General features: G+C 61.3%; 25 protein-coding genes. 18 read left to right on the top strand and 7 right to left on the bottom strand.

What is annotated here, in order from left to right:
• Window positions 1–83: 83 nt before the first annotated feature.
• The gene (locus A7317_RS27885) at window positions 84–836 is read right to left on the bottom strand and encodes a DUF2059 domain-containing protein (RefSeq protein ID WP_024077965.1); all 753 of its coding nucleotides are present in this window, start codon (window positions 834–836) and stop codon (window positions 84–86) included.
• A gap of 131 nt (window positions 837–967) precedes the next feature.
• On the opposite strand from A7317_RS27885, the gene A7317_RS27880 reads away from it, so the two are divergent.
• Together A7317_RS27880 and A7317_RS27875 are read left to right on the top strand one after the other, a co-directional pair.
• Window positions 968–1,600 (top strand): 2OG-Fe(II) oxygenase, encoded by a 633-nt coding sequence (locus A7317_RS27880; protein WP_024077964.1) that lies wholly within the window; start codon window positions 968–970, stop codon window positions 1,598–1,600.
• A 2-nt stretch (window positions 1,601–1,602) separates the two neighbouring features.
• Entirely contained in the window at window positions 1,603–2,085 is a 483-nt protein-coding gene (locus tag A7317_RS27875) for a DUF523 domain-containing protein (protein ID WP_024077963.1), read from the top strand.
• On the opposite strand, the gene A7317_RS27870 is transcribed toward A7317_RS27875, so the two are convergent.
• Window positions 2,036–2,563, bottom strand: coding sequence for a transporter substrate-binding domain-containing protein (locus A7317_RS27870; RefSeq protein WP_069077234.1), 528 nt, complete (start codon window positions 2,561–2,563; stop codon window positions 2,036–2,038). The genes A7317_RS27875 and A7317_RS27870 overlap by 50 nt on opposite strands.
• A 133-nt stretch (window positions 2,564–2,696) precedes the next feature.
• Here A7317_RS27870 and A7317_RS27865 point away from each other — a divergent pair, with 133 nt between their 5' ends.
• Entirely contained in the window at window positions 2,697–3,152 is a 456-nt protein-coding gene (locus tag A7317_RS27865) for a DUF4399 domain-containing protein (RefSeq protein ID WP_069077233.1), read from the top strand.
• Between the two features lie 67 nt (window positions 3,153–3,219).
• Here A7317_RS27865 and serA read toward each other — a convergent pair whose 3' ends face one another.
• Window positions 3,220–4,449: a phosphoglycerate dehydrogenase gene (gene serA, locus A7317_RS27860; protein WP_024077960.1), complete on the bottom strand. Its 1,230-nt coding sequence runs from the start codon at window positions 4,447–4,449 to the stop codon at window positions 3,220–3,222.
• 205 nt (window positions 4,450–4,654) lie between these two features.
• Between serA and A7317_RS27855 the strand changes: the two genes are divergently transcribed.
• From A7317_RS27855 to A7317_RS27840, 4 genes are all read left to right on the top strand, one after another.
• The gene (locus tag A7317_RS27855) at window positions 4,655–6,049 is read left to right on the top strand and encodes an FAD-binding oxidoreductase (RefSeq protein WP_069077232.1); all 1,395 of its coding nucleotides are present in this window, start codon (window positions 4,655–4,657) and stop codon (window positions 6,047–6,049) included.
• A gap of 22 nt (window positions 6,050–6,071) precedes the next feature.
• Window positions 6,072–6,737 (top strand): fumarylacetoacetate hydrolase family protein, encoded by a 666-nt coding sequence (locus A7317_RS27850; protein WP_024077958.1) that lies wholly within the window; start codon window positions 6,072–6,074, stop codon window positions 6,735–6,737.
• Window positions 6,738–7,157: 420 nt separating this feature from the next.
• Window positions 7,158–8,084, top strand: a complete 927-nt coding sequence (locus tag A7317_RS27845; protein WP_024077957.1) for an SdiA-regulated domain-containing protein — start codon at window positions 7,158–7,160, stop codon at window positions 8,082–8,084.
• Between the two features lie 120 nt (window positions 8,085–8,204).
• Window positions 8,205–9,119 (top strand): SdiA-regulated domain-containing protein, encoded by a 915-nt coding sequence (locus A7317_RS27840; RefSeq protein WP_024077956.1) that lies wholly within the window; start codon window positions 8,205–8,207, stop codon window positions 9,117–9,119.
• A 124-nt stretch (window positions 9,120–9,243) separates the two neighbouring features.
• Here the strand turns inward: A7317_RS27840 and rpiA are convergent, their stop codons facing one another.
• Window positions 9,244–9,915 carry a ribose-5-phosphate isomerase RpiA gene (rpiA, locus tag A7317_RS27835; protein ID WP_024077955.1) on the bottom strand — a complete coding sequence of 224 codons (672 nt, stop codon included), beginning with the start codon at window positions 9,913–9,915 and terminating at the stop codon, window positions 9,244–9,246.
• Window positions 9,916–10,050: 135 nt separating this feature from the next.
• Between rpiA and ilvA the strand changes: the two genes are divergently transcribed.
• Together ilvA and A7317_RS27825 are read left to right on the top strand one after the other, a co-directional pair.
• Entirely contained in the window at window positions 10,051–11,565 is a 1,515-nt protein-coding gene (gene ilvA / locus A7317_RS27830; RefSeq protein WP_024077954.1) for a threonine ammonia-lyase, biosynthetic, read from the top strand.
• Between the two features lie 40 nt (window positions 11,566–11,605).
• Complete coding sequence (locus A7317_RS27825; protein WP_024077953.1) at window positions 11,606–12,019, top strand: DUF2269 family protein; 414 nt, start codon at window positions 11,606–11,608, stop codon at window positions 12,017–12,019.
• A 100-nt stretch (window positions 12,020–12,119) separates the two neighbouring features.
• Here A7317_RS27825 and A7317_RS27820 read toward each other — a convergent pair whose 3' ends face one another.
• Complete coding sequence (locus A7317_RS27820) at window positions 12,120–12,776, bottom strand: HAD family hydrolase (RefSeq protein WP_024077952.1); 657 nt, start codon at window positions 12,774–12,776, stop codon at window positions 12,120–12,122.
• Window positions 12,777–12,919: 143 nt separating this feature from the next.
• Here A7317_RS27820 and A7317_RS27815 point away from each other — a divergent pair, with 143 nt between their 5' ends.
• Both A7317_RS27815 and ptsP read left to right on the top strand, forming a co-directional pair.
• A complete protein-coding gene (locus A7317_RS27815) occupies window positions 12,920–13,399 on the top strand; it encodes an RNA pyrophosphohydrolase (RefSeq protein ID WP_003176750.1) in 480 nt (159 codons plus the stop codon).
• Between the two features lie 22 nt (window positions 13,400–13,421).
• A complete protein-coding gene (gene ptsP / locus A7317_RS27810; RefSeq protein WP_024077951.1) occupies window positions 13,422–15,701 on the top strand; it encodes a phosphoenolpyruvate--protein phosphotransferase in 2,280 nt (759 codons plus the stop codon).
• Between the two features lie 65 nt (window positions 15,702–15,766).
• On the opposite strand, the gene A7317_RS27805 is transcribed toward ptsP, so the two are convergent.
• Window positions 15,767–16,513 carry an NRDE family protein gene (locus A7317_RS27805; protein WP_024077950.1) on the bottom strand — a complete coding sequence of 249 codons (747 nt, stop codon included), beginning with the start codon at window positions 16,511–16,513 and terminating at the stop codon, window positions 15,767–15,769.
• Between the two features lie 122 nt (window positions 16,514–16,635).
• On the opposite strand from A7317_RS27805, the gene A7317_RS27800 reads away from it, so the two are divergent.
• The 3 genes from A7317_RS27800 to A7317_RS27790 all read left to right on the top strand — a co-directional run bounded on the left by A7317_RS27800 (window position 16,636) and on the right by A7317_RS27790 (window position 19,181).
• The gene (locus tag A7317_RS27800) at window positions 16,636–17,418 is read left to right on the top strand and encodes a sulfite exporter TauE/SafE family protein (RefSeq protein ID WP_069077231.1); all 783 of its coding nucleotides are present in this window, start codon (window positions 16,636–16,638) and stop codon (window positions 17,416–17,418) included.
• Window positions 17,419–17,482: 64 nt separating this feature from the next.
• Window positions 17,483–18,295: a prolipoprotein diacylglyceryl transferase gene (gene lgt, locus A7317_RS27795; protein WP_024077948.1), complete on the top strand. Its 813-nt coding sequence runs from the start codon at window positions 17,483–17,485 to the stop codon at window positions 18,293–18,295.
• A 52-nt stretch (window positions 18,296–18,347) separates the two neighbouring features.
• Window positions 18,348–19,181, top strand: a complete 834-nt coding sequence (locus tag A7317_RS27790) for a thymidylate synthase (protein WP_024077947.1) — start codon at window positions 18,348–18,350, stop codon at window positions 19,179–19,181.
• Between the two features lie 381 nt (window positions 19,182–19,562).
• Here the strand turns inward: A7317_RS27790 and cadR are convergent, their stop codons facing one another.
• Complete coding sequence (cadR, locus tag A7317_RS27785) at window positions 19,563–20,012, bottom strand: Cd(II)/Pb(II)-responsive transcriptional regulator (RefSeq protein ID WP_024077946.1); 450 nt, start codon at window positions 20,010–20,012, stop codon at window positions 19,563–19,565.
• A gap of 84 nt (window positions 20,013–20,096) precedes the next feature.
• Between cadR and A7317_RS27780 the strand changes: the two genes are divergently transcribed.
• From A7317_RS27780 to A7317_RS27765, 4 genes are all read left to right on the top strand, one after another.
• Window positions 20,097–22,379 carry a heavy metal translocating P-type ATPase gene (locus A7317_RS27780; protein WP_069077230.1) on the top strand — a complete coding sequence of 761 codons (2,283 nt, stop codon included), beginning with the start codon at window positions 20,097–20,099 and terminating at the stop codon, window positions 22,377–22,379.
• A 16-nt stretch (window positions 22,380–22,395) separates the two neighbouring features.
• Window positions 22,396–23,259: a LysR family transcriptional regulator gene (locus A7317_RS27775; RefSeq protein ID WP_024077944.1), complete on the top strand. Its 864-nt coding sequence runs from the start codon at window positions 22,396–22,398 to the stop codon at window positions 23,257–23,259.
• Between the two features lie 144 nt (window positions 23,260–23,403).
• Window positions 23,404–24,468 (top strand): putative 2-aminoethylphosphonate ABC transporter ATP-binding protein, encoded by a 1,065-nt coding sequence (locus A7317_RS27770; protein WP_069077229.1) that lies wholly within the window; start codon window positions 23,404–23,406, stop codon window positions 24,466–24,468.
• 1 nt (window position 24,469) lies between these two features.
• Window positions 24,470–26,182 carry a putative 2-aminoethylphosphonate ABC transporter permease subunit gene (locus tag A7317_RS27765; RefSeq protein WP_041161047.1) on the top strand — a complete coding sequence of 571 codons (1,713 nt, stop codon included), beginning with the start codon at window positions 24,470–24,472 and terminating at the stop codon, window positions 26,180–26,182.
• Window positions 26,183–26,197 lie beyond the last annotated feature (15 nt).

Below are 26,197 nucleotides of genomic sequence, written 5' to 3'. Positions count from 1 at the left end.
GGCTTGCCCCCGATAGCGGTGCATCAGTCAGCTTATCTGTAGCTGACCCACTGCCATCGGGGGCAAGCCCCCTCCCACATTTTCTACTGCGTCAGGCTTGAAGTGCTTTGGCCGACCGCCAGCCCCGCACGAACCGCTGCCAGCGCCGCCCGGTAATACGCCTTACCCTCCGGCGACTCCGCAAACGTCGCGAATTCTTCCAGCTCCGGGTCAGACAAATCTCGATAGACGTACAGCAGTGTGTTGTTCAGGTCATTGCCGATCTGTTGCATCAAGCGCTCGCGTTGCCCATCCAGCATGCCCTGGGCTTGGTCGCCGCCCAACAGGCCGGGAATCATCTGGCTCAAGCTGTCGGCCGCCACGCCGGCGATTGCCAGGCTGACTTCCGCACCGGCTTCACGGGCGGGCAGGGCTTGGGCCAAGTGGCCGATGATCAGGCTGCGGGTGGCGTCGGCTTCGACATGCGGCAGGCCCTGGGCATTTTTAGCCAACTGGTCGCGGCGGGTGGCGAGCAATTCGGCGGCGACGATCTTGCGGCCCAGCGGCGATTGGAAGAACGCCAGGGCCGGCTTGGGGTCCGCCAGGTGCTGGCGCAACTGCGCTTCGGCACGCTGGTCCATGGCCTGGGCGGCGAAGCGCCTGTTGCTGTTGTCCACCAGCGCCTGGTACACCGCCGGCGGCAGGCTGTTGCGGTAGCGTTGCTGGGCTGCACTGAGGGCATCATTGAAATGCGCACGTTGTTCGGCCCAGCCGGCGACCTTGTACAACTGGTCATGGCCGTCTGCCCAGGCGGGCAAAACGCAGAACATCAGCAAGGAAAAAAACAAACGACGCATATGGACTCCTGTCAGTCGGCCACTATTGTCCGTGTCGGGCGTAGGATTTGTCGAGAAGTCCTATCAGTCACCTGACTAAAGTGCATTCAGACGCTCGGCGGCTCTGTCGGATTCATAGGCGTATGGATACTATGCGCGCCATGCAAATACCCTTTGATCACCCGCTGCTGCAACGCATCGTCGACGACCTGGCCGAGAAAGGCTGGTCGCAGCAGAACGCCTTCCTGTCCCAGGCTCTGACCCTGGAACTGGCGGCTGAGTGCCGTAAACGTGCGGCCGAAGGTGAGCTGTCGCCGGCGGCGGTGGGGCGCGGGCCGGCCCAGGAAATTCGTGAGGGTATTCGCGGCGACCATATCCAGTGGCTGGAAGAGGGCGACGCGGCGGTCTGTGGCGACTATATGGCGCTGATGGACAGCCTGCGCCTGGCGATGAACCGCAACCTGTTCCTGGGCCTGGAGGATTTCGAAAGCCACTTCGCGATGTACCCGCCAGGGGCCTTCTACCTCAAGCACCTGGACCGGTTTCGCGATGATGATCGGCGCACGGTGTCGGCGGTGATCTACTTGAACGACGCCTGGCTGCCCGAGCATGGCGGCCAGTTGCGCATGTACCTCAAGGACGGCGTCGAATACGACGTGGTGCCCACCGGAGGTTGCCTGGTGGTGTTCCTGTCGGGCGAGGTACCCCACGAAGTTTTGCCTGCTACGCGTGAGCGCCTGTCCCTGACGGGCTGGTTTCGCCGGCGGGGCAATGAGCCGTTTTGAGCATGCAAAAGATTCTGGTCAGCCGCTGCCTGCTCGGGCACAAGGTGCGTTACGACGGCGGGGCCAGCGGGCCGTTTGACCAGTTGGCCGCATGGCAGGCCGAGGGGCGTGTGGTTGCGATCTGCCCGGAAGTGTCGGGTGGTTTGCCAACGCCACGACCTGCCGCCGAGATCCCAGGCGGGCAGGGTGTGGATGTGTGGGAGGGGCGCGCCCAGGTGCTGACGGCCGAGGGCGAAGATTTCAGCGCCGCCTTTCTCGACGGCGCCCGCCAGGCCTTGGCGCTGGTGCAACGCCACGCTATTCGCATCGCCGTGCTCAAGGCCAACAGCCCGTCGTGTGGCAACCTGCTCACTTATGACGGCACCTTTACCGGCGTGAAAGTGAAGGGCGAGGGCGTAACCGCGGCGCTGCTCAAACGCCACGGCGTGCAGGTGTTCAGTGAGCTGGAGTTACCTGAGGCTGCGCAGGCACTGGCGCAGCTGTAGTCGGTGCTTCTGCGTCAAACCACTTCTGCGACAGCGCCTTTAACCGGCCATCCTCCTTCACCCGTTTCAGCGCGCCGTCAAGGCTCGTCTTGAACGCGGGGTTACCCTTTTGGAACGGGATCACCAAATCGGGCTTCTCGCGATAAACCTCACTGAAATCGAACTGATCCTCAAGGTCGGCAGTCTTAGCGATATGGTTAATGGCCACGTCGTACTTGCCGGTTGCCACCCCTGGCAGCAAGTCGGCGTCATCGGTGGTGATGAACGAGGAGCGTACGTCCATTTCCTTTGCCAGCAGTTCACCCAGTTCCACTTCAAAACCGGTGAGTTTGTCGCCGTCCTTGAAGTTGAACGGTGGCGTATTGGCTTCAAGGGCGATGCGCAGTTCGCCACGATCGAACACATCATCGACCAGTTCGGCGTGAGCCAGGGGGCTCAGAAGGGGAAGCAGCAGTAACAGGCCAGGCGAAAAGCGCATGGTCACTCCTAGAGAATTTTTATGTGCGAGGCGCCGTTCAGCATCGCTTTGCTATGGTGTTGAGTGCCTTGGACAGCAATTTGTCGCGAAGTTGTCACAACCCAACACATTTCTTGAAAAACCGGAGAAGCGAATGAAAGCCCTTTTGTCACGCGCAACACTCTCTAATACAGTGCTGGCCAGCCTATTGCTGGGTGCCTCCATGTTGGCCTCCGCCGCCGATGGTATCCCGCGCAGCGCACCGCCCGAAGGCGCCAAGGTGTTTATCGTCTCGCCCAAAGACGGCGCCACCGTCGATAAAACCTTCACCGTGAAATTCGGTATGGAAGGCCTGAAACTGGCCCCGGCTACCGACCAGACCCCAGGCACCGGCCACCACCACTTGCTGGTCGACCAGAAAGAGCTGCCAGACGCCAGCGCGCCGATCCCGGCCACCGACACCGTGATCCACTACGGCAAAGCCCAGACCGAAACCGAATTGACCCTCACCCCAGGCGAGCACACCTTGCAACTGGTGGCCGGCGACAAGCTGCACATGCAGTTCAACCCGACTGTAGCCTCGAAAGTGATCACCGTTAACGTCAAGTAAGATTTGTTCAGACAAAAAAATGGGAGACCTCTGCGGGTCTCCCATTTTTTATGCAGCGTTTAAAGCCTTAGAACAACACGCGGCTACGGATAGTGCCGTTGATGTGCTGCAGCTTCTCTTGCGCCAGGTCCGAGTACTCGGCGTCGACGTCGATCACCACGTAGCCAACCTTCTCGTTGGTCTGCAGGAACTGACCGGAGATGTTGATGCCGTTTTCCGCGAAGACCTTGTTGATCTCCATCATCACGCCAGGGATGTTCTGGTGGATGTGCAGCAGACGGTGCTTGCCAGGGTGAGCCGGCAGGGCCACTTCCGGGAAGTTGACGGACGAGACCGACGTACCGTTGTCGCTGTACTTGACCAGTTTCTCCGACACTTCCAGGCCAATGTTGGCCTGGGCTTCAGCGGTGGAACCGCCGATGTGCGGGGTCAGGATCACGTTGTCCAGGCCACGCAGCGGGCTTTCGAAGATGTCGTCGTTGGAGCGCGGCTCCACCGGGAACACGTCGATCGCGGCGCCGATCAGGTGCTTGTCCTTGATCGCCTCGGCCAGGGCGTCCAGCTCGACCACGGTGCCGCGTGCGGCGTTGATCAGGATCCCGCCTTTCTTGATGGCGCGGATTTCCTTTTCGCCGATCATCCACTGGGTCTCAGCGGTTTCCGGCACGTGCAGAGTGACGATATCGGACATGCCCAGCAGCTCGGTCAGGCTCGACACTTGCGTGGCGTTGCCCAATGGCAGCTTGGTCAGGGTGTCGTAGAAGAACACCTGCATGCCGAGGCCTTCAGCCAGGACCGACAGCTGAGTACCGATCGAGCCGTAACCGACGATACCCAGCTTCTTGCCGCGGATTTCGAAGGAGTTGGCTGCGCTCTTGATCCAGCCGCCACGGTGGCAGGAAGCGTTCTTCTCAGGAATACCGCGCAACAGCAGGATCGCCTCGGCCAGCACCAGTTCCGCAACGGAGCGGGTGTTGGAGTACGGTGCGTTGAACACCGCGATGCCGCGCTCGCGCGCTGCGTTGAGGTCGACCTGGTTGGTGCCGATGCAGAAACAGCCGACCGCCACGAGTTTCTTGGCGTGATCGAAGATCTCTTCGGTCAACTGGGTGCGGGAGCGAATGCCGATAAAGTGCGCGTCGGCGATCTTTTCCTTGAGCTGGGCTTCCGGCAGAGAACTGGTGATGTACTCAATGCTGGAGTACCCGGCGGCCTTCAGTACTTCGACGGCCGATGGGTGGACGCCTTCCAGAAGAAGGAACTTGATCTTGCTCTTATCGAGAGAAGTCTTGCTCATCTGCGTAAACCTGTATCCCGGAGAAAAATGGCAGGGAATCGGATCGCTTAAGCTGACCCGGACGGCAGGAAAGCCGTCACCGCAGAAACGCCTTTGGGCTCTGTCCTGCGGGGGCGGTATGCTAGCATACGCGCCCCGCTAAACACCTATTCCTGCGACGTGAAGCGTTCTCAGGATGACCATGAATTGTTCGAGAGTTCTGTCGATGACCCATCCTGCCCTGATTGATGAGCTAAAGACCCTGGTTGAGCCCGGCAAAGTGCTGACCGATGCAGACTCCCTGGAGGCTTACGGCAAGGATTGGACCAAGCACTTCGCTCCCGCCCCCACCGCCATCGTCTTCCCCAAGACCATCGAGCAGGTGCAGGCCATTGTCCGCTGGGCCAATGAGCACACAGTGGCGCTGGTGCCGTCCGGTGGCCGTACCGGCCTGTCGGCCGCGGCGGTCGCGGCCAATGGCGAAGTGGTCGTCTCGTTCGACTATATGAACCAGATCCTCGAGGTGAACCTCACCGACCGTACCGCCAAGTGCCAGCCGGGGGTGGTCACCAAGCAATTGCAGAACGTCGCCGAAGAAAACGGCTTGTACTACCCGGTGGATTTCGCGTCGTCCGGTTCGAGCCAGATTGGCGGCAATATCGGCACCAATGCCGGCGGGATCAAGGTGATTCGCTACGGCATGACCCGTAACTGGGTGGCCGGCATGAAAGTCGTCACCGGCAAGGGCGATGTGCTGGAGCTGAACCGCGACCTGATCAAGAACGCCACCGGCTACGACATGCGCCAGCTGTTCATCGGTGCTGAAGGCACCCTGGGCTTTGTGGTCGAAGCCACCATGCGCCTGGATCGGGCGCCGAAAAACCTCACCGCCATGGTGCTCGGTACCACCGACTTCGATTCGATCATGCCGGTGCTGCATGCCTTCCAGGGCAAGCTGGACCTGACCGCGTTCGAGTTTTTCTCCGACAAGGCCCTGGCCAAAGTCCTCGGTCGTGGCGATGTGCCTGCACCGTTCGAAACCGAATGCCCGTTCTATGCGCTGCTGGAATTTGAAGCCACCACCGAAGAAGTTGCCAACCATGCCCTGGAAACCTTCGAGCACTGCGTGGAGCAGGGTTGGGTGCTGGACGGCGTGATGAGCCAGAGCGAAACCCAACTGCACAACCTGTGGAAGCTGCGCGAGTACATCTCGGAGACCATTTCCCACTGGACGCCCTACAAGAACGATATCTCGGTGACTGTCTCCAAAGTGCCGGCGTTCTTGAAGGAAATTGACGCGATCGTCGGCGAACACTACCCGGACTTCGAAATCGTCTGGTTCGGCCATATCGGCGACGGCAACCTGCACTTGAACATCCTCAAGCCGGAAAACCTGAGCAAGGACGAGTTCTTCGCCAAGTGCGCCACCGTGAATAAATGGGTATTCGAAACCGTTCAGAAGTACAACGGCTCGATCTCCGCCGAGCACGGCGTGGGCATGACCAAGCGCGATTACCTGACCTACAGCCGCTCGCCGGTTGAAATCGAATACATGAAGGCCGTGAAGGCCGTGTTCGACCCGAAAGGGATCATGAACCCTGGCAAGATCTTCGCTGTTTAACCGCCCCTGAAGGAGTCGTTTCATGAGCTACCAGCACAAGTATGTCGACGGCACCAACATCCACTTTCCTGTGGGTAAAGTGGTGTGTATTGGGCGTAACTACGCCGAACATGCCAAGGAACTGGACAACCCGGTACCGACCGAGCCGTTGTTGTTCATCAAGCCGGGCAGTTGCGTGGTGCCGCTGGAAGGTGGTTTCAGCATTCCGACCGAACGCGGTTCGGTGCACTACGAAGCGGAAATCGCCGTGCTGATCGGCAAGCCCCTGTCGACCAAGCCCAGCCGTGAAGAAGTGCTGGACGCCATCTCCGGCTTCGCCCCGGCCCTGGACCTGACCCTGCGGGACAAGCAGGCTGAGCTCAAAGCCAAGGGCTTGCCGTGGGAAATCGCCAAGTCCTTCGACGGCGCGGCGGTGATTGCCCCGTTCGTGGTCGGCAGTACGTTCCCGGACCTGGCCGATATCGGCATTCGCCTGACCATCAACGGCGAAGTGCGCCAGGACGGCAATAGCGCGCAGATGCTCAACCCGATCGTCCCGATGATCCAGCACATGGCCGGCTGTTTCTCACTGCAAGCTGGCGATGTAATCCTCACCGGCACCCCGGCCGGCGTAGGCCCGCTGAATGTGGGTGATGAATTGGTGCTGGAACTGTCTGGCGTGAACCGCTTCGAAAGCAGCGTTCGCTGAGCGCCTGACGAAACGCGGTAAAAATGTGTGGGGTTGCGCTAACTCTCGCATCCTTGTGGCGAGCGGGCTTGCCCCGCGTTGGGCTGCGCAGCAGCCCCAATAAGAGCGCTGCAGTGTTTCAGTCAGCTCCGGGGCTGTGTTTTGGGGCTGCTTCGCAGCCCAACGCGGGGCAAGCCCTAATGCCGTTCAGTTAAGCGTACATCGCCTTCTGTAGGAGCGAGCTTGCTCGCTGAGTTTTTCGCGAGCAAGCTCGCTCCTACAAAAAAGCCTTAACTGAACGGCATTAGGGCAAGCCCGCTCGCCACAAATCCAATGTTTTGCATTTTTTTCACACGCTATCCGGATAATCCTCAGCCTCGAACACGCAGGCTCGTCGAGCCTGTGCTATCACCTAATGCTGACTTTCTGGATAAGCGCCCAATGGCTGTGCCCCTGCCTACCCTGACGCCCAAGCGACGTTCGCGTTTTGCCCTGCGCTGGTATTCCTGGCTGTTCCTGGTCGGGGCCATTGTGTATGGCATCGCCTGGGCCATGCATTGGGACAATCGCGGTGTGTTGTGGTTGGTGGAGCGTTTTGAATCGCCCGCCGAGCGCGAGGCCAGTGTCTGGCTACCGGACTATCGCGCCGTGATCGACGCCAAGTTGTTGCCCGGCATGGAGAAGGACGAGGCTTCCGACCTGGCCTATAACCCGCAGACCAAAACCCTGTTTTCGGTCATGGGCAAGAACCCGTTCCTGGTTGAGTTGACCCTGCAAGGCGATGTGCTGCGCAAGATGCCGCTCAACGGTTGGAATAACCCGGAAGGTGTGACTGTCATGGAAAACGGCCTGATGGCCGTGGTGGATGAGCGCCAGCACAGCCTGACCATCATCAAGGTCGACGCCGGTACGACAGCGTTGAACAAGGCGGACTTCTCCAGTTATGACCTGGGGCCGTCCAAAGACCAGAACAAAGCCTTTGAAGCCATCACCTGGGACAAGCGCAACCAGCAACTGGTGCTGGGTGAAGAACGACCGCCGGCGCTGTTCACCTGGAAAAGCGACGGTAGCCAGACCCTGGTCGGCGACAAGCAAAAGCTGGCCAGCACCGAGCTGGACATGCGCAACCTCTCGGCCCTGGCCGTCGACCCGCGTACCGGGCACTTGCTGGTGCTGTCGGCGGACTCCCACCTGTTGCTGGAACTGGACGAGAAGGGCAAGCAGGTCAGCTTCATGACCTTGCTCGGCGGCTTCAATGGCCTGAAAGACACCATCCCCCGCGCGGAAGGGGTGACCATGGACGAGAGTGGCAACCTGTACTTTGTCAGTGAGCCAAACCTGTTCTATCGCTTCGAGAAGCGGAAATAGCAGACCGATTACGTCGGATGCGTCTCTATGAGCGGCATTCGCCAGACAGTCCGGTGCGTTTAAGTTTAAATTCAGGCGACCTTGATATCTATTCGCCAGTTTTTCTTCGAGCCCGCCCCGATGCGCCGATTTGCCCGCCCCAAACCTGCATTGTTTATCCTGCTGTTGATTGCGCTGGTTTCCGTCGGCGTCTTTGCGCAACAGTTTCGTCTGTTCGAGCGCGCCTGGTTCAACTGGAAAGCGTGGCGCCAGCCTGCCGACGAGCGCTCCATCGGCCTGGCGGATTATCGGGTCGCCCTCGAAGCCCAGGTGATCGAGGGGCTCGACGACGATGTTTCAGCGCTCACCTACGACCCTGTGCGCAACAGCCTGTTTACTGTCACCAATAAAAACGCCGAACTGATCGAACTGTCCCTGCAGGGCAAGATCCTGCGACGCATTCCCCTGGTGGGGTTTGGCGATGCCGAAGCCGTGGAGTTCATCAGCGACAACATCTACGTCATCAGCGATGAGCGCCAGCAACGCCTGATCAAGGTGCATGTGGACGACGACACCCAATTCCTCGACGCGGCCGACGCGGAGCAGATGACCCTGGGCATGCATGTCGGCGGCAACAAGGGGTTCGAAGGGTTGGCCTATGACTCGGTTGGCAAGCGCCTGTTTGTCGCCAAGGAGCGCGACCCGATGCTGATCTACGAGGTCCACGGCTTTCCCCATTTCAAACCGGAAAAAACCTACTCAGTGCACGTGGTCAACAACCCCAGGCGCGATGCCGGGTTGTTTGTGCGCGACCTTTCAAGCTTGCAATACGATGAGCGCAGCGGTCATTTGCTGGCGCTGTCGGATGAGTCGTTCCTGGTGTTGGAGCTGGATATCGATGGGCGGCCATTAAGCAGTTTGTCGCTGCTCAAAGGGCGCCATGGCCTGGGCAAGCGCGTGCCGCAGGCCGAAGGGATCGCCATGGATGACGAGGGCACGTTGTACCTGGTCAGCGAGCCGAACCTGTTCTATGTGTTCAAGAAACCCAATCTCTGAGGCACCGCCGATCAAAAATGTGGGAGGGGGCTTGCCCCCGATAGCGATGTGTCAGTCGACATCTACTTGACTTAGGCACCGCCATCGGGGGCAAGCCCCCTCCCACATTGGATGTGTGGTGTTCTCAGGCCTTGAGGGTTTTCACGCCTTCGGGCGTGCCCAGCAACAGCACATCAGCCGGACGCGCAGCGAACAGGCCGTTGGTGACCACGCCGACGATGGCGTTGATCTGAGTCTCAAGCTCCACCGGGTTGGTGATTTGCATGTTGAACACGTCGAGGATGATGTTGCCGTTGTCGGTCAACACGCCTTCGCGGTACACCGGGTCGCCGCCCAGTTTCACCAGTTCGCGGGCCACGTGGCTGCGGGCCATGGGGATCACTTCCACCGGCAGCGGGAACGCGCCGAGCACCGGCACCAGCTTGCTGGCGTCGGCGATGCAGATAAAGGTCTTGGCCACGGCCGCGACGATCTTCTCGCGGGTCAGGGCCGCGCCGCCGCCCTTGATCAGGTTCAGGTGCGCGTCGCTTTCATCGGCACCGTCGACATAGAACTCCAGGTCGCTCACGGTATTGAGCTCGTACACCGGAATGCCATGGCCCTTGAGGCGTGCGGCGGTGGCTTCGGAGCTGGCCACGGCGCCATCGAATGCGCCCTTGTGCTTGGCCAGCGCATCGATAAAGCAGTTGGCGGTGGAGCCGGTGCCGACACCGACGATGCTCTTGTCGTCGAGTTTAGGAAGGATTAAATCGACGGCGGCCTGGGCCACTGCCTGTTTGAGTTGATCCTGGGTCATGCGGGCTCCGGAACGGGCGGGGAGTAAAGAGGGCGCGAGTATAACCCAACAAAACCTCGGGATTCGTGTGGTCGTACGGCCAAAAGCCGGGTTAGACTCCTCGACCCTGCCCAACCCGCCCAGTGATGCTTTCCGATGCTTGAACAGTACGTCAAAAAGATCCTCACCTCGCGCGTTTACGACGTTGCCGTGGAAACTCCATTGCAGACCGCCCGCCAGCTCTCCGAGCGGCTGGGCAACAAGGTCTGGCTCAAGCGTGAAGACTTGCAGCCGGTGTTCTCATTCAAGATTCGCGGTGCGTATAACAAGCTGACCCAGTTGACGGACGAAGAGCGTGCGCGCGGCGTGGTCACCGCCTCGGCCGGCAACCATGCCCAGGGCCTGGCCCTGGCAGCCAAGGTGCTGGGGGTCAAGGCCACTATCGTAATGCCCAAGACCACCCCGGAGATCAAGGTCGAAGGCGTGCGCTCCCGTGGCGGCAAGGTGGTGCTGCACGGTGATTCCTTCCCGGAAGCCCTGGCCTACTCGCTGAAGCTGGTCGATGAAAAAGGCTACGTCTACATCCACCCCTATGACGATCCGCACACCATTGCCGGGCAGGGCACTGTGGCCATGGAGATCCTGCGCCAGCACCCAGGGCCGTTGGATGCGATCTTCGTTCCGGTGGGCGGCGGCGGGCTGATCGCGGGTATCGCGGCGTACGTGAAATACCTGCGCCCGGAAATCAAGATCATCGGCGTCGAGCCGGACGACTCCAACTGCCTGCAAGCCGCGATGGCGGCGGGCGAACGTGTGGTATTGCCGACCGTGGGCATTTTTGCCGATGGCGTGGCCGTGGCGCAGATCGGCCAGTACACCTTCGATATCTGCAAGGACTATGTGGATGAAGTGATCACCGTCAGCACCGATGAAATCTGTGCGGCGATCAAGGACATCTACGACGATACCCGTTCGATCACCGAGCCGGCCGGCGCGCTGGGCGTGGCCGGTATCAAGAAGTACGTCGAGACCCGTGGCATCACCGGGCAAACCCTGGTGGCCATCGACTCGGGGGCCAACGTCAACTTCGACCGCCTGCGCCATGTGGCCGAGCGCGCTGAGTTGGGTGAGGGGCGCGAAGCCATTATCGCCGTGACCATCCCGGAAAAACCGGGCAGCTTCAAAGCGTTCTGCGAGGCCGTGGGCAAGCGCCAGATCACCGAATTCAACTACCGCTACCACTCCGGCAGCGAGGCGCACATCTTTGTCGGCGTGCAGACCCACCCGGAAAACGACCCGCGCAGCGCGTTGATCGCCAGCCTCACCGGCAAGGGCTTTCCGGTGCTGGACCTGACCGAAAACGAGCTGGCCAAGTTGCACATCCGCCATATGGTTGGCGGGCATGCGGCCAAAGTCAGCGATGAAGTGGTGTTGCGCTTCGAGTTCCCGGAGCGCCCCGGCGCGCTGTTCAACTTCCTGAATAAGCTGGGCGGGCGCTGGAATATCTCGATGTTCCACTATCGCAACCATGGCGCGGCTGATGGCCGTGTGGTCGCCGGCTTGCAAGTGCCGGCGGACGAGCGCCACTTGGTGCCTGCAGCCCTTGAAGCCATCGGCTACCCGTACTGGGATGAAAGTGATAACCCGGCGTACCAACTGTTCCTCGGTTGAACGACTACGCTGATTGGGCGGCCTTTAAGGAATCGAAACCATGGAAACCCTGACCACCCTGAAAGTTATCCACATTGCGGCCACTGCGTTATTGCTGCTCAGCGGCCTGGGCCTGGCACTGCTGGCCTGGCGCAAACGCAGTGCCGGCCCGGCGGTTACCGTGCAACGCCCATGGGTGTTCGTGTGGTTGCTGATGGGGGTCTGCCTGCTCAGCATGCCGTTTACCGGCTGGTGGCTGGCGCACTTGATCGGCTGGCCGCTGGGGCAGACCTGGATCCTGGGCTCCAGCATCCTCTACACCGTCGCGGCGCTGGCCTGGTTCTGGCTGGTGGCGCGGCTCAATCGCCTGCGCAAGGGCGAGGGCGGCAGCCTGAATTTCACCCTGGTCCTGGCAGTGGTCAGCCTGGTGGGGTTTGTAGCGATTGCGGGGTTGATGGGCGCCAAGCCGGTTTAGGGTTTTAGACCGCGCCTACCTTATCGGGAGGCAAGCCCCTCCCACATGTTGATTTGTGAATGCGCTCGAGTGTGGGAGGGGCTTGCCCCCGATAGGGCCATCAGCTACGCAGCGTAATCACCGGCCAACCACGCTTCTCGGCTTCAGCGCGCAGATTCGGGTCCGGATCCACCGCCACCGGGTGGGTCACCTGTTCCAGCAGCGGCAGGTCATTCATCGAATCGCTGTAAAAATAGCTGCCTTCCAGGCTATGCCCGGTCTCTTCCAGCCAACGATTCAAGCGTGTCACCTTGCCTTCACGGAAACACGGCACATCGGTGCTGCGCCCGGTGTAGCGGCCGTCTTCCATCTCGCATTCGGTGGCGATCAGGGCGTCTACGCCCAGGCGTGCGGCAATTGGCGCGGTGACGAACCGGTTGGTGGCGGTGATGATCACCAACTTGTCCCCGGCATCGCGGTGTTTGGCCAGCAGTTCCAATGCCTGCGGCAACATGATCGGCTCGATGCAGTCGCGCATATAGTCGTTGTGCCACTCGTCCAGCTGGGCCATCTCGGTGCGGCCGAGGATTTCCAGGCAAAAGTTCAGGTAGGCCGCGTTATCCAGTTGGCCGGCCAGGTAGTCCTGGTAGAACTCATCGTTGCGAGCCTTGTAGGCCACCGGGTCGAGAATCCCGCGTTCGCAGAGGTAATCGCCCCAGGCGTGATCGCTGTCACCCCCCAGGAGCGTGTTGTCCAAGTCGAATAAAGCCAGGCGCATTGCAGTTACTCGCTGAAAAGTCTGTAAAAAGGCGTCCAGAATACGGTCTTTTCACAAGAGTGCACATAAGGTAAGAAGCCTCGTTGCCGCTGGATCAACCTTTGTGGAACAATGCGGCGACATGCGTTTGCGAGGTTGTTGCCGTGATCGACCCCGATGGTTTCCGTCCTAATGTCGGGATTATTCTTACGAATGATGCCGGACAGGTGCTATGGGCTCGCCGAATCAACCAAGATGCCTGGCAGTTTCCTCAAGGTGGAATCAACCCCGACGAAACCCCTGAAGACGCCTTGTACCGTGAGTTGAACGAAGAAGTCGGCCTTGAGCGTGAAGATGTGCAAATTCTGGCCTGTACCCGCGGCTGGTTGCGCTATCGTTTGCCGCAACGTCTGGTGCGTACCCACAGCCAACCGCTGTGCATCGGCCAGAAGCAGAAATGGTTTCTCCTGCGCCTGATCTCCAACGAGCAGCGGGTGCGGATGGATTTGACCGGTAAACCGGAGTTCGATGGCTGGCGCTGGGTCAGCTATTGGTACCCGTTGGGCCAGGTGGTGACATTCAAGCGCGAGGTTTATCGTCGCGCTCTCAAAGAGCTTGCCCCGCGCCTTTTAGCGCGCGACTGACGACGGAGTTCGACCCCGAGCCATGCTCAATACGCTGCGCAAGATCGTCCAGGAAGTTAACTCCGCCAAGGATCTCAAGGCGGCGTTGGGGATTATTGTGTTGCGCGTCAAGGAAGCCATGGGCAGCCAGGTCTGCTCGGTTTACCTGCTGGACCCAGAGACCAACCGTTTTGTGCTGATGGCCACCGAGGGCTTGAACAAGCGCTCCATTGGCAAGGTCAGCATGGCACCCAATGAGGGTCTGGTGGGCCTGGTGGGGACGCGTGAAGAACCCCTGAACCTTGAACACGCCGCTGATCACCCGCGGTATCGCTACTTTGCCGAGACCGGTGAAGAGCGCTACGCCTCGTTCCTCGGCGCACCGATTATCCACCACCGCCGCGTCGTTGGCGTGTTGGTCATCCAGCAGAAAGAACGCCGCCAGTTCGACGAAGGTGAAGAAGCCTTCCTCGTGACCATGAGCGCGCAACTGGCCGGGGTTATCGCCCACGCCGAAGCCACGGGCTCGATTCGCGGCCTGGGGCGCCAGGGCAAGGGCATCCAGGAAGCCAAGTTCGTCGGCGTGCCGGGTTCGCCGGGCGCTGCGGTGGGTACGGCGGTGGTCATGCTGCCACCGGCCGACCTCGATGTGGTGCCGGACAAGACCGTCATCGACATCGACGCCGAGATCAAGCTGTTCAAGACCGCCCTCGAAGGCGTGCGCGCCGACATGCGCAACCTGTCGAACAAGCTGGCCACCCAGCTGCGCCCCGAAGAGCGCGCGCTGTTCGACGTGTACCAGATGATGCTCGACGACGCGTCCCTGGGTAACGAAGTCAAGACCGTGATCAAGACCGGCCAGTGGGCCCAGGGCGCGTTGCGCCAGGTGGTCACCGATCACGTCAACCGCTTTGAAATGATGGATGACGCCTACCTGCGTGAACGGGCTTCGGATGTGCGCGACCTGGGTCGCCGTCTGCTGGCTTATCTGCAGGAAGATCGCACCACCAACATGGTCTTCCCCGATAACACCATCCTGGTCAGTGAAGAACTGACGGCCACTCAGCTTGGCGAAGTGCCAGAAGGCAAGCTGGTGGGCCTGGTTTCGGTATTGGGTTCGGGCAACTCCCACGTCGCGATCCTGGCTCGCGCCATGGGCATTCCGACCGTGATGGGCCTGGTGGACTTGCCTTATTCCAAGGTCGACGGCATCGACATGATCGTCGATGGCCATCGTGGCGAGGTCTACACCAACCCCAGCGACGTGCTGCGCAAGCAATTCGCCGAGGTGGTGGAAGAAGAGAAACAACTGGCGCAAGGCCTCGATTCGTTGCGCGAGCTGCCCTGCGTCACCCTCGACGGCCACCGCGTGCCGCTGCTGGTCAACACCGGCCTGCTCGCCGATGTCGCGCGCGCGCAACAGCGCGGGGCCGAAGGGGTGGGGCTGTACCGCACCGAAGTGCCGTTCATGATCAACCAGCGTTTCCCGAGTGAGAAGGAGCAGTTGGCGATTTATCGCGAGCAATTGCAGGCCTTCCACCCGTTACCGGTGACCATGCGCAGCCTGGACATCGGCGGCGACAAGTCACTGTCTTATTTCCCGATCAAGGAAGACAACCCCTTCCTCGGCTGGCGCGGTATTCGCGTCACCCTCGACCATCCCGAGATTTTCCTCGTACAAACCCGCGCCATGCTCAAGGCCAGCGAAGGCTTGAATAACCTGCGCATCCTGCTGCCGATGATCTCCGGCACCCATGAGCTGGAAGAGGCCCTGCACCTGATTCACCGTGCCTGGGGCGAAGTGCGCGACGAAGGTGCCGACGTACCGATGCCGCCGATTGGCGTGATGATCGAAATCCCGGCGGCGGTCTACCAGGCCAAGGAGCTGGCGCGGCAGGTGGACTTCCTCTCGGTCGGTTCCAACGACTTGACCCAGTACCTGCTGGCCGTGGACCGCAACAACCCACGGGTGGCCGACCTCTACGACTACCTGCACCCGGCCGTCCTGCAAGCCCTGCAACACGTGGTGCGCGACGCCCATGCCGAAGGCAAGCCGGTGAGCATCTGCGGTGAAATGGCCGGCGACCCGGCCGCAGCGGTGCTGTTGATGGCGATGGGCTTTGACAGCCTGTCGATGAACGCCACCAACTTGCCGAAAGTGAAGTGGATGCTGCGCCAGATCAACCTGAGCCGGGCCAAGGACTTGCTGGCGGAGTTGATGACCATCGACAACCCGCAAGTGATCCACAGCTCGCTGCAATTGGCGCTGAAGAACCTGGGGCTGACGCGGATGATCAATCCAGCTTCCGCCAAGACCCTCTAAAGCCTGGTGCCGATGAGAAAGGTGGGAGGGGGCTTGCTCCCTCCCACATTGGTTTTGTGGTGTGCCTAGAGCGTGAGTTCGACTTCGCCGAGTCGGCCACCATGGGGGCCGAAACTACGCTCCACCATCCGCCGCGTGCCATCGGCATTTACAATCAGCGCCGTACTCGCCCGTGTCCCATAACTTGGGCTGGCGATAAACACGCTCGATAACAGGCTTTCAGTCGCCAACCCCACGCCGGTATCCGGCAACTCCGCAAATGGCGCTGTCAGCGGGTCGCTCAAGATCTGCAGCAACGCGTCCGGCTGCGGATCGTCCAGGACTTCGATCAATGCTGACTTGGCCTTGAGCAGCTTCGGCCAGGGCGTATCCAGCCCTGCATTGGATAGCCCGTACACGCCAGGCGCCAACAGGCTGGGCGCAGTGTCCCGGGCGTTGTAATGCCACAACTCATCCCGCGTGCCCACCAGCAGGTTAAACCCAGCATATTCAATCGATCGGCCGTTAACGTCGGCCAAGTAGTCGTCAATGGGCAGTGAACCGCTGAGAAACCGCGCCACCAATTCACCGCGCGACTTGCGTGCGGGCGGTTGGTGCGGGTCGCGGATATTGGTCAGGGCGGCGAATCGCCCATCGGTATTGACCCCCAGCCAGGTGCCGCCCGCTTCCTGGTCGCGACCGGCGTACACATCGGGCGCATCCAGCCACTGGGCCAGCGGCAGGCTGGGGCGGGCGTAGAACTCATCACGGTTGGCCGCGACGATCAGCGGTTGGGCGTGGCCCGGCCGCCAGGCGAAAACAATCAGGCACATCAGGCGATTCCCCTTTGTGTTTTTTTGTCACTCTACCCACACCGGCAGCGGCGTTCCATCGTATCCAGTTGGGTCGCATGCCTTCCATCCGTTAACATGCCGGACTTGGTTGGGGGGCTCCCATGGAATTTCTGCTGTATTTGCTGCTGGGTGCCTGTGCGGGCGTGCTCGCCGGGCTGTTTGGCGTGGGGGGCGGGATCATTATCGTGCCGGTGCTGGTGTTCAGTTTCACCTTGCAGGGCTTTGACCCGCAGGTGCTGACCCACCTGGCCGTGGGCACTTCCCTGGCGACGATCATATTTACCTCGATCAATGCCGTGCGTGAGCATCACCGACGCGGCGCGGTGCGTTGGCCGATATTCGTGTGGATGACGGTCGGCATCTTGATCGGCGCAGGCTTCGGCGCGCTGACGGCCGAGGCGATCTCCGGCCCGCATTTGCAGAAGATCATTGGCGTGTTCGCATTGATCGTCGCCGTGCAGCTGGCCCTGGAGGTCAAGCCCAAGGCCAGCCGGACGGTACCCGGCAAGGTCGGCCTGACCCTGGCCGGTACGGTGATCGGCTGGGCCTCGGCGATTTTCGGCATCGGCGGCGGCTCGCTGACCGTACCGTTTTTGACCTGGCGCAGCGTGCCGATGCAGCAAGCGGTGGCCACCTCATCGGCCTGCGGCCTGCCGATCGCCGTGGCCAGCGCGTTAAGTTTCATGATTCTGGGCTGGCATGACCCGCTGTTGCCCGCTCATAGTCTAGGGTTCGTGTATTTGCCGGCACTGCTGGGCATTGCCTTGACCAGCATGGTGTTCGCCCGCTTCGGCGCACGCCTGGCGCACCGCTTGTCGCCGCGTCTGTTGAAGCGGCTGTTCGCCGGTCTGTTGTTTTGTGTCGGTTTGAATTTTTTGCTGTAACGCAGGCTTAATCGCGCCCGGGCATGGTCCGGCGCCATAACGAATGATTTAACGAGGAGTCGCAATGCTGCCTTACCCGCAGATCGACCCGGTGGCCCTGGCCATCGGTCCGCTGAAAATCCACTGGTACGGGTTGATGTACCTGATCGGCATCGGCGGCGCCTGGCTGCTGGCCTCTCGGCGTTTGAACCGTTTTGACCCGACCTGGACCAAGGAGAAACTCTCCGACATGGTGTTCTGGCTGTCGATGGGGGTGATTGTCGGCGGGCGACTGGGGTATGTGCTGTTCTACGATCTCTCGGCGTATATCGCCAACCCGACGCTGATCTTCGAAGTGTGGAAGGGTGGCATGGCGTTCCACGGTGGGTTTATCGGCGTGATGATCGCCGCCTGGTGGTTTGGCCGGCGCAACGGCAAGTCGTTTTTCCAACTGATGGATTTCGTCGCACCGCTGGTGCCGATCGGCCTGGGTGCCGGGCGTATCGGTAACTTCATCAACGCCGAGTTGTGGGGCAAGCCGACCGACGTGCCGTGGGCCATGGTGTTCCCGCCGTTCAGCGACCCGGCACAGCTGCCGCGCCATCCGTCGCAGCTTTACCAGTTCGCCCTGGAAGGGGTGGCACTGTTCCTTATCCTGTACCTCTTCTCGCGCAAACCACGTCCCACCATGGCGGTGTCGGGTATGTTCGCGTTGTTCTACGGGATCTTCCGTTTCATCGTCGAGTTCGTGCGCGTGCCGGATGCGCAACTGGGCTACCTGGCGTGGGGCTGGCTGACCATGGGCCAGATCCTCAGCCTGCCGATGATCCTGGCCGGCCTGGGCTTGCTGTGGTGGGCCTACAACCGCCCGCAACCGCTGAAGAACACCGCGCTTTAAATTCGAACGCCGAGGCCTGCGAGGTCTCGGCTTCAACGATACGGGTAATGACATGAAGCAATATCTCGAACTACTGAACGACGTCGTGACCAATGGCCTGACCAAAGGCGACCGTACCGGCACCGGCACCAAGGCCGTGTTCGCCCGTCAGTATCGGCATAACTTGGCCGACGGCTTCCCGTTGCTGACCACCAAGAAGCTTCACTTCAAGAGCATCGCCAACGAGCTGATCTGGATGTTGAGCGGTAACACCAACATCAAGTGGCTGAACGAAAACGGCGTGAGAATCTGGGACGAGTGGGCCACCGAAGAAGGTGACCTGGGCCCGGTGTACGGCGAACAGTGGACCGCCTGGCCGACCAAGGATGGCGGCACGATCAACCAGATCGACTACATGGTGCACACGCTCAAGACCAACCCCAACAGCCGTCGCATCCTGTTCCACGGCTGGAACGTCGAGTACCTGCCGGACGAAACCAAGAGCCCGCAGGAGAACGCGCGCAATGGCAAACAAGCCCTGCCACCGTGCCACCTGCTGTACCAGGCGTTCGTGCATGACGGCCATCTGTCGATGCAGTTGTACATCCGCAGCTCCGACGTGTTCCTCGGCCTGCCCTACAACACCGCCGCGCTGGCGCTGCTGACCCATATGCTGGCGCAGCAATGCGACCTGATCCCTCACGAGATCATCGTCACCACCGGCGACACCCACGCCTACAGCAACCATATGGAACAGATCCGGACCCAGCTGGCGCGCACGCCGAAGAAGCTGCCGGAACTGGTGATCAAGCGTAAGCCGGCGTCGATCTACGACTACAGGTTCGAAGACTTTGAAATCGTGGGCTACGACGCCGACCCAAGCATCAAGGCCGACGTGGCTATCTAACGTCGGTCTCGGTTCCACTGTGGGAGGGGGCTTGCCCCCGATTGCAGTATGTCAGCCACCTAATACTTAGCTGATCCACTGCTATCGGGGGCAAGCCCTAATGCCGTTCAGTTAAGCGTACATCGCCTTCTGTAGGAGCGAGCTTGCTCGCGAAAAACGTCAATTCAGTTAAGCGTACATCGCCTTCTGTAGGAGCGAGCTTGCTCGCGAAAAACGTCAACGATAACGCGTGTTTCCTGAGTGAACGCGGCGCCTGTGAGTTCTTCGCGAGCAAGCTCGCTCCTACAAAAAAGCCTTAACTATGTCAGCCACCTAATACTTAGCTGATCCACTGCTATCGGGGGCAAGCCCCCTCCCACATTTGATCTGTGTCGCCTTGAGTCAGTGGCCGTGGCTTCTGCCCACGTGCGAAGGCTCAGCCTCGCTGGCAGCGACACCGCCGCTGACCTCCAGCCGCTGCAAAATCCCGCACTGGTCCAGCTCCGGCCCGCTGCCACAGCGCTGGCGCAGGTCGATCAACTGTTCCTGCAACGCCAGCAGCCCATCGATCCGCGCTTTCACATGGTGGATATGCTCATCGATCAATGCATTCACGTTTTCACACTGGTCCTGCGGGCTGTCGCGCAGCCCGAGCAGGCTGCGGATTTCTTCCAGGGTCATGTCGAGGCTGCGGCAATTGCGGATAAACACCAGCCGTTCGGTGTGCGCCTGGGTGTACACACGGTAGTTGGCCTCGGTGCGCGCCGGCGGCGGCAGCAGGCCTTCCTTCTCGTAATAACGGATGGTTTCCACCGGGCAGTCGGTCAGTTTGGCCAGTTCGCCGATCTTCATCGCAGCAATCTCCAAATGGGTGCTTGACCCTATAGTGGCTACAGGGTCTTTACTTGGCAACAGGCACCTTACGGACGCGACCTGATGAGCGACTCCTTCCACACCCCGCATAAGCATGACCACGATCACGATCACGATCACGATCACGACCATGAGCACGATCATGCGCCGAAGAAACTTACGCCCGTGCATGATCACGGCCACGGCGGCTCCTGCTGCTCCGGTACCCCGGCGCCTGCATTGGTGCGACTGAGCGATGCCCAGACCGCCGGCTCACGCCTGAGCACTTTCCGTATCGAAGCCATGGACTGCCCCACCGAGCAAACGCTGATCCAGAACAAACTGGGCAAGTTGGCCGGCGTGCAGCAACTGGAGTTCAACCTGATCAACCGCATACTCGGCGTCACCCATGACCTGCCGAGCACCGCGTCGATTGTCGAGGCCATCAAATCCCTGGGCATGCACGCCGATCCGATCGAAGAGGGCGTCCCGGCCGCCGAGCCGCCAGCCAAGAAGCACTGGTGGCCGCTGGCGCTGTCTGGCGTGGGCGCACTGGGCGCCGAAGTGTTGCACTTTACCAATGCCGCGCCGACCTGGGTGATCGCCATCGTGGCGCTGGTATCGATCCTCAGTGGCGGCCTCACCACCTATAAAAAGGGTTGGATAGCCCTGAAAAACCTCAACCTGAACATCAACGCGCTGATGAGTATCGCGGTCACCGGCGCGATCCTGATTGGCCAGTGGCCGGAAGCGGCGATGGTGATGTTCCTGTTCACCGTGGCCGAGTTGATCGAAGCCAAGTCCCTGGACCGGGCGCGCAACGCGATCAGCGGCTTGATGCAGATGACGCCGGAGCAGGCCACGGTACGGCAGGCGGATGGATCGTGGGGCGTACAACCAGTCAAAAACATCGAACTGGGTGCAATCGTGCGGGTTCGACCTGGCGAGCGCATTGGCCTGGACGGCGAAGTTACCGCCGGCCAATCCACTGTCGACCAGGCGCCGATCACCGGCGAAAGCCTGCCGATTGAGAAGGCAGCGGGCGATAAGGTCTTTGCCGGCACTATCAACCAGGCCGGCTCCCTGGAATACAAGGTGACGGCGGCAGCCAACAATTCCACGCTGGCGCGGATCATCCACGCGGTGGAACAGGCCCAAGGCGCGCGTGCACCGACCCAGCGCTTTGTCGACAGCTTCGCGAGGATCTACACCCCGGCTGTGTTCCTGTTCGCGCTGGGCGTGGCGTTGATCCCGCCGCTGTTCATGGCCGGCGTGTGGTTTGACTGGATCTACCGCGCGCTGGTGCTGCTGGTGGTCGCCTGCCCCTGCGCGCTGGTGATCTCCACCCCGGTGACCATTGTCAGCGGCCTGGCCGCCGCGGCGCGCAAAGGCATCCTGATCAAGGGCGGCGTGTACCTGGAGGGCGGTTACAAGCTCGACTACCTGGCCCTCGACAAGACCGGCACCCTTACCCACGGCAAGCCGGTGCAAACCGATTACCTGGCGCTGTTCCCGAATGTCGAAGACAGCGCACCGGCCCTGGCCGCGAGTTTGGCCGCGCGGTCCGATCACCCGGTGTCCCTGGCGATCGCCTTGGCGGCTGTGGATAAAAACCTGGCGACCCACGCTGTGGATAACTTCGCAGCGCTGGCCGGTCGCGGTGTGCGCGGCGATATCAACGGTCAAACCTACCACCTGGGCAACCATCGCCTGGTGGAAGACCTGGGCCTGTGTTCGCCAGCTCTGGAAGAAAAACTCTTCGCCCTGGAAAAACAAGGCAAGTCCGTGGTGCTGCTGCTCGACACATCCGGCCCGCTGGCGCTGTTCGCCGTGGCCGATACGGTCAAGGACAGCAGCCGCGAAGCCATCCAGCAGTTGCATGAGCTGGGCATCAAGACCCTGATGCTCACCGGCGACAACACCCACACCGCCCAGGCGATCGCAGCCCAGGTCGGCATCGACCAGGCCCAGGGCGACCTGTTGCCCACCGATAAGCTGCAAGCCATCGAAACCCTCTACGGCCAAGGCCACCGCGTGGGCATGGTCGGCGACGGCATCAACGACGCCCCGGCCCTGGCTCGCGCCGAGATCGGTTTTGCCATGGCCGCCGCGGGCACGGACACCGCCATCGAGACCGCCGACGTCGCCTTGATGGACGATGACTTGCGCAAGATTCCCGCATTCATTCGGTTGTCGCGGCAAACGTCGAGTATCCTCAAGCAGAACATCGCCCTGGCGCTGGTGATCAAGGCCATCTTCCTGGCCGTTACCTTCCTGGGCATGGCCACCATGTGGATGGCGGTGTTCGCCGACATGGGCGTGAGCCTGCTGGTGGTATTCAATGGCCTGCGCCTGCTGCGCAAATAGACGATGAGAGGGTGGTGTGCTGAGTGCCGAGCTGAAGGCGTTTTATCTGGTCGCCCGCCTGGGCAGCATCACCCAGGCGGCGAAAAAACTCGGCCTGAGCCAGCCCACCGTCACCACCCAGGTGCGCAACCTGGAGAGCCAATACGGCGTTGAGTTGTTCTACCGTGGCGGCCGCCGTCTCACCGTCAGCGACGAAGGCGCGCGCCTGTTGCCGATGGTCAAGACGCTGTTGCAGCAGGAAGCGGACATCGAGTTTTTCCTGCGCAACAGCGGTCAGGTCCAAGGGGCGCTGAGGATTGCCGCGACGGCGCCGTATTACATCCTCGACCTGGTCAAAGCCTTTCGCGAACGCCTGCCGCACGTGGAGGTGTCGGTGGAAATCGGCAACTCCCAGCAGGTGCTCGAGGCCCTGGACGATTACCGTGTAGACGTCGCTGCCTCCTCGCAGTTGCTGGAAGACCCCCGTTTGATCCGCCGCGTATTGGGCACCGACCCCCTGGTGCTGGCGGTGCATCGCAACCATCCCCTGGCCAAACTGGATCATGTGCCGTTGACCGCGCTCGCCGGCCATACGCTGTTGATGCGTGAGGCGGGTTCTACCACGCGACGGCTGACGGAAGAGATGCTGCAAGGCGCCGGTGTGAGTTATGGGCCGCTGCTGGAAATCGGCAGTCGCGAGTCGATTCGCGAAGCAGTGCTGCGCAATATCGGCATCAGCATCATCGCCCGCCAGGAAGTGCCCCATGACCCGCAGTTACGGGTGCTGACCATCGAGCATGCACCGCAGATTCCGGAATATCTCTACTGCCTCAAGGAAAGAAAAGGCGCTCGGTTGCCGGCGGCGTTTTTGGGGTTGGCGCAGGAAATGTCGCCGATCTGAAGCCTTGCGGTAGACCAGGCAACCCATCTCTGAATGGCCTACCCAAATCCACCAATACCACTATCGCCATGTTTTGCCTTTCTGCCACACCAGGGACGCATTGGCTGCCTAGCATGGCCCTCATCCGTTTGATGAGGTGCCTCCATGAACACAGCCCTGAGCAACCCCGGCGCGCCAATGAAGGTGCGCGGTGTCCAGAAACGCTTCGGCGCCTTTACCGCGCTGGACAACGTGTCCCTGGACGTCGCCGCCGGCGAGCTGGTGTGTCTGCTGGGCCCGTCGGGTTGCGGCAAGACCACCTTGCTGCGTTGCATCGCCGGCCTGGAGCGCCAGGACAGCGGTGAACTGTACCTGGGCAGCCGGGATGTTTCCCTGCTGCCGCCCCAGGCACGGGACTACGGCATTCTGTTCCAGTCCTACGCGTTGTTTCCCAACCTCAGCGTCGAAGCCAATATTGGCTACGGCCTTACCGGCAGCGGTCGTGATGAAGTGCGCCAGCGTGTCGGGCAGATGCTCGAACTGGTGGGCCTGCTCGGCAGTGAAAAGAAATACCCAGGCCAACTGTCCGGTGGCCAACAGCAGCGTGTCGCCCTGGCCCGTGCGCTGGCGCCAGCACCGTCGTTGCTGCTGCTGGACGAGCCGATGTCGGCCCTCGATGCCCGTGTCCGCGAGCATTTATGCACCGAGTTGCGCCAACTGCAACGGCGCCTGGGCATCACCACCCTGATGGTCACCCATAATCAGGATGAGGCCATGTTGATGGCCGACCGCATCGCCGTGATGAACAACGGCAAGGTCGAGCAATACGCCACGCCCCAGGAAATCTATGATCGCCCGGCCACGCCGTTCGTGGCCGAGTTTGTCGGCCAGGGCAATTGGCTGCCGTTCAGCCGCAACAGCGCGAGTCACGCGCAGGTCGGCGGGATGAACATGCGCCTGGCCGACGACGCGGGTGTGGCTTCCTCCGGCCGCCTGTTCTGCCGCCCGGAAGCGATCAGCGTCAACCCACCGGTGCATGAAGAAAACCTGTTCCCGGCCAAGGTCCGCGAGATCACCTTCCTGGGTAACCGCTGCCGCATGAGCTTTGAACTGGAGCAGTTGCCTGGGCATCCGCTGTTGGCCGAGCTGGCCCCGGAAGCCATGCCACGCCTGGGCGCCCAGCACATCTGGGTCGCCTTGCCGCCGCGTAGCCTGCAGGTGTTTGCCTGAGATGGCCGTTGATATGAGCTTGCCGATACCGCGCCAGGTTTCCCGTGCGGAAACCGGCGACCGCCTTTTTGTGCTCGGCGGCAAACTGTTGTGGCTGTGCCTGCTGGGTGTCGCGGTCCTGCTACCGCTGTTGGCGATCTTCTGGCGTGGCTTCAGCAGCGAGGCGGGGCAGGGCGGTGGCCTGGTCGCTGCGCGAGAGCTGGTGAGCAGCGCCAACTTTCATTGGCTGTTGGGCAATAGCCTGAAAGTTTCCCTTAGCGTGGCGGCTATCGTCGTACCGCTGGCCTACCTGTTTGCCTACGCGCTGCAACGCACCCTGATTCCCGGCAAGGCCATCTGGCGTGGCCTGTCGTTACTGCCGTTGATGGCACCGTCGATGCTGCCGGGGATTGCATTGGTGTACCTGTTTGGTAACCAGGGCCTGTTACGTGGCCTGCTCTCGGAGAATATCTACGGCTTCTGGGGCATTGTCCTCGGCGAAGTGATCTACACCTTCCCACATGCCTTGATGATCCTGTTGTCAGCGCTTTCCTTGGCGGATGCGCGGTTATTCGACGCGGCATCGAGCATGGGCGCCAGCCCCGCCCGAGCATTTCGCAGCATCACCTGGCCGGCCACGCGCCAGGCGGTGTTCGCCGCGTTCTGCCTGGTGTTCACCTTGACCATCACCGACTTCGGCGTGCCCGTGGTGGTCGGCGGCGATTACCAGGTGTTGGCGCTGGAAGCCTACAAGGCGGTGGTGGGCCAGCAACAGTTCGGCCGCGGTGCGTTGATTGGCATGGTGTTGCTGCTGCCGGCGCTGTTCAGCTTTGGCGTGGACGCCTGGTTACGTCGTCGGCAGGGTGATTCGATGAGTGGCCGCGCCCAGGTGTTCCAACCCGCGCCATCGCGGCTGCGGGACGCCTGCTACCTGGCCATTGTGCTGGGGATGTGTGCCGTGTTGCTGCTGGTGTTCGGCATGGCGGTGTACTCCTCGCTGGTGAAGTTCTGGCCGTACAACCTGTCGCTGTCGCTCAACCACTACCAGTTCGAAGACACGGCCGGCGGCGGCTGGCTGGCCTATCGCAACAGCCTGACCCTGGCACTGTGCACCGCGTTGATCGGCAGCGTGCTGATCTTCACCGGCGCCTACCTGATGGAAAAGACCCAGGGCCAGAAGGGCCTCAACCTGGCGCTGCGCCTGCTCAGTTTTGTGCCGATGGCCGTGCCGGGCTTGGTGTTGGGCCTGGGTTATGTGTTCTTCTTCAACCTCAACGGCAACCCGCTGCATGTGTTCTACGGGACCATGACCTTGCTGGTGGTGTGCACCATCGCGCACTACCTGACCACTGCCCAGATGACCGCGACCACTGCCCTGCGCCAGCTGGACGCCGAGTTCGAAGCCGCTGCGCTGTCCCTCAAGGCGCCGCTTTATCGCCACTACCTGCGGGTGACCGTGCCGATTTGCCTGCCGGCACTGCTGGATATCGTGCGCTACCTGTTTGTGTCGGCGATGACCACGGTGTCGGCGGCAATTTTTCTCTACAGCCCCGACACCATTCTCGCCGCCGTCGCCGTGCTGAACATGGACGACGCCGGCAACGTGGGCGGCGCGGCGGCGATGTCGACCCTGATCCTGTTCACTTCGGCCGCCGTCTCGCTGCTGCTGGCGTGGGCCTCACGCGGCCTGTTGCGTCGCTCCCAAGCCTGGCGTCAAACCGCGCCCGGTCAATAACCCTCGATAAAGGAA

Source organism: Pseudomonas fluorescens, assembly GCF_001708445.1.
GTDB classification, from domain to species: domain Bacteria; phylum Pseudomonadota; class Gammaproteobacteria; order Pseudomonadales; family Pseudomonadaceae; genus Aquipseudomonas; species Aquipseudomonas gorinensis.
Note: the sequence above shows the minus strand (reverse complement) of the source record. Positions and strands in the feature narration are given on the sequence as shown.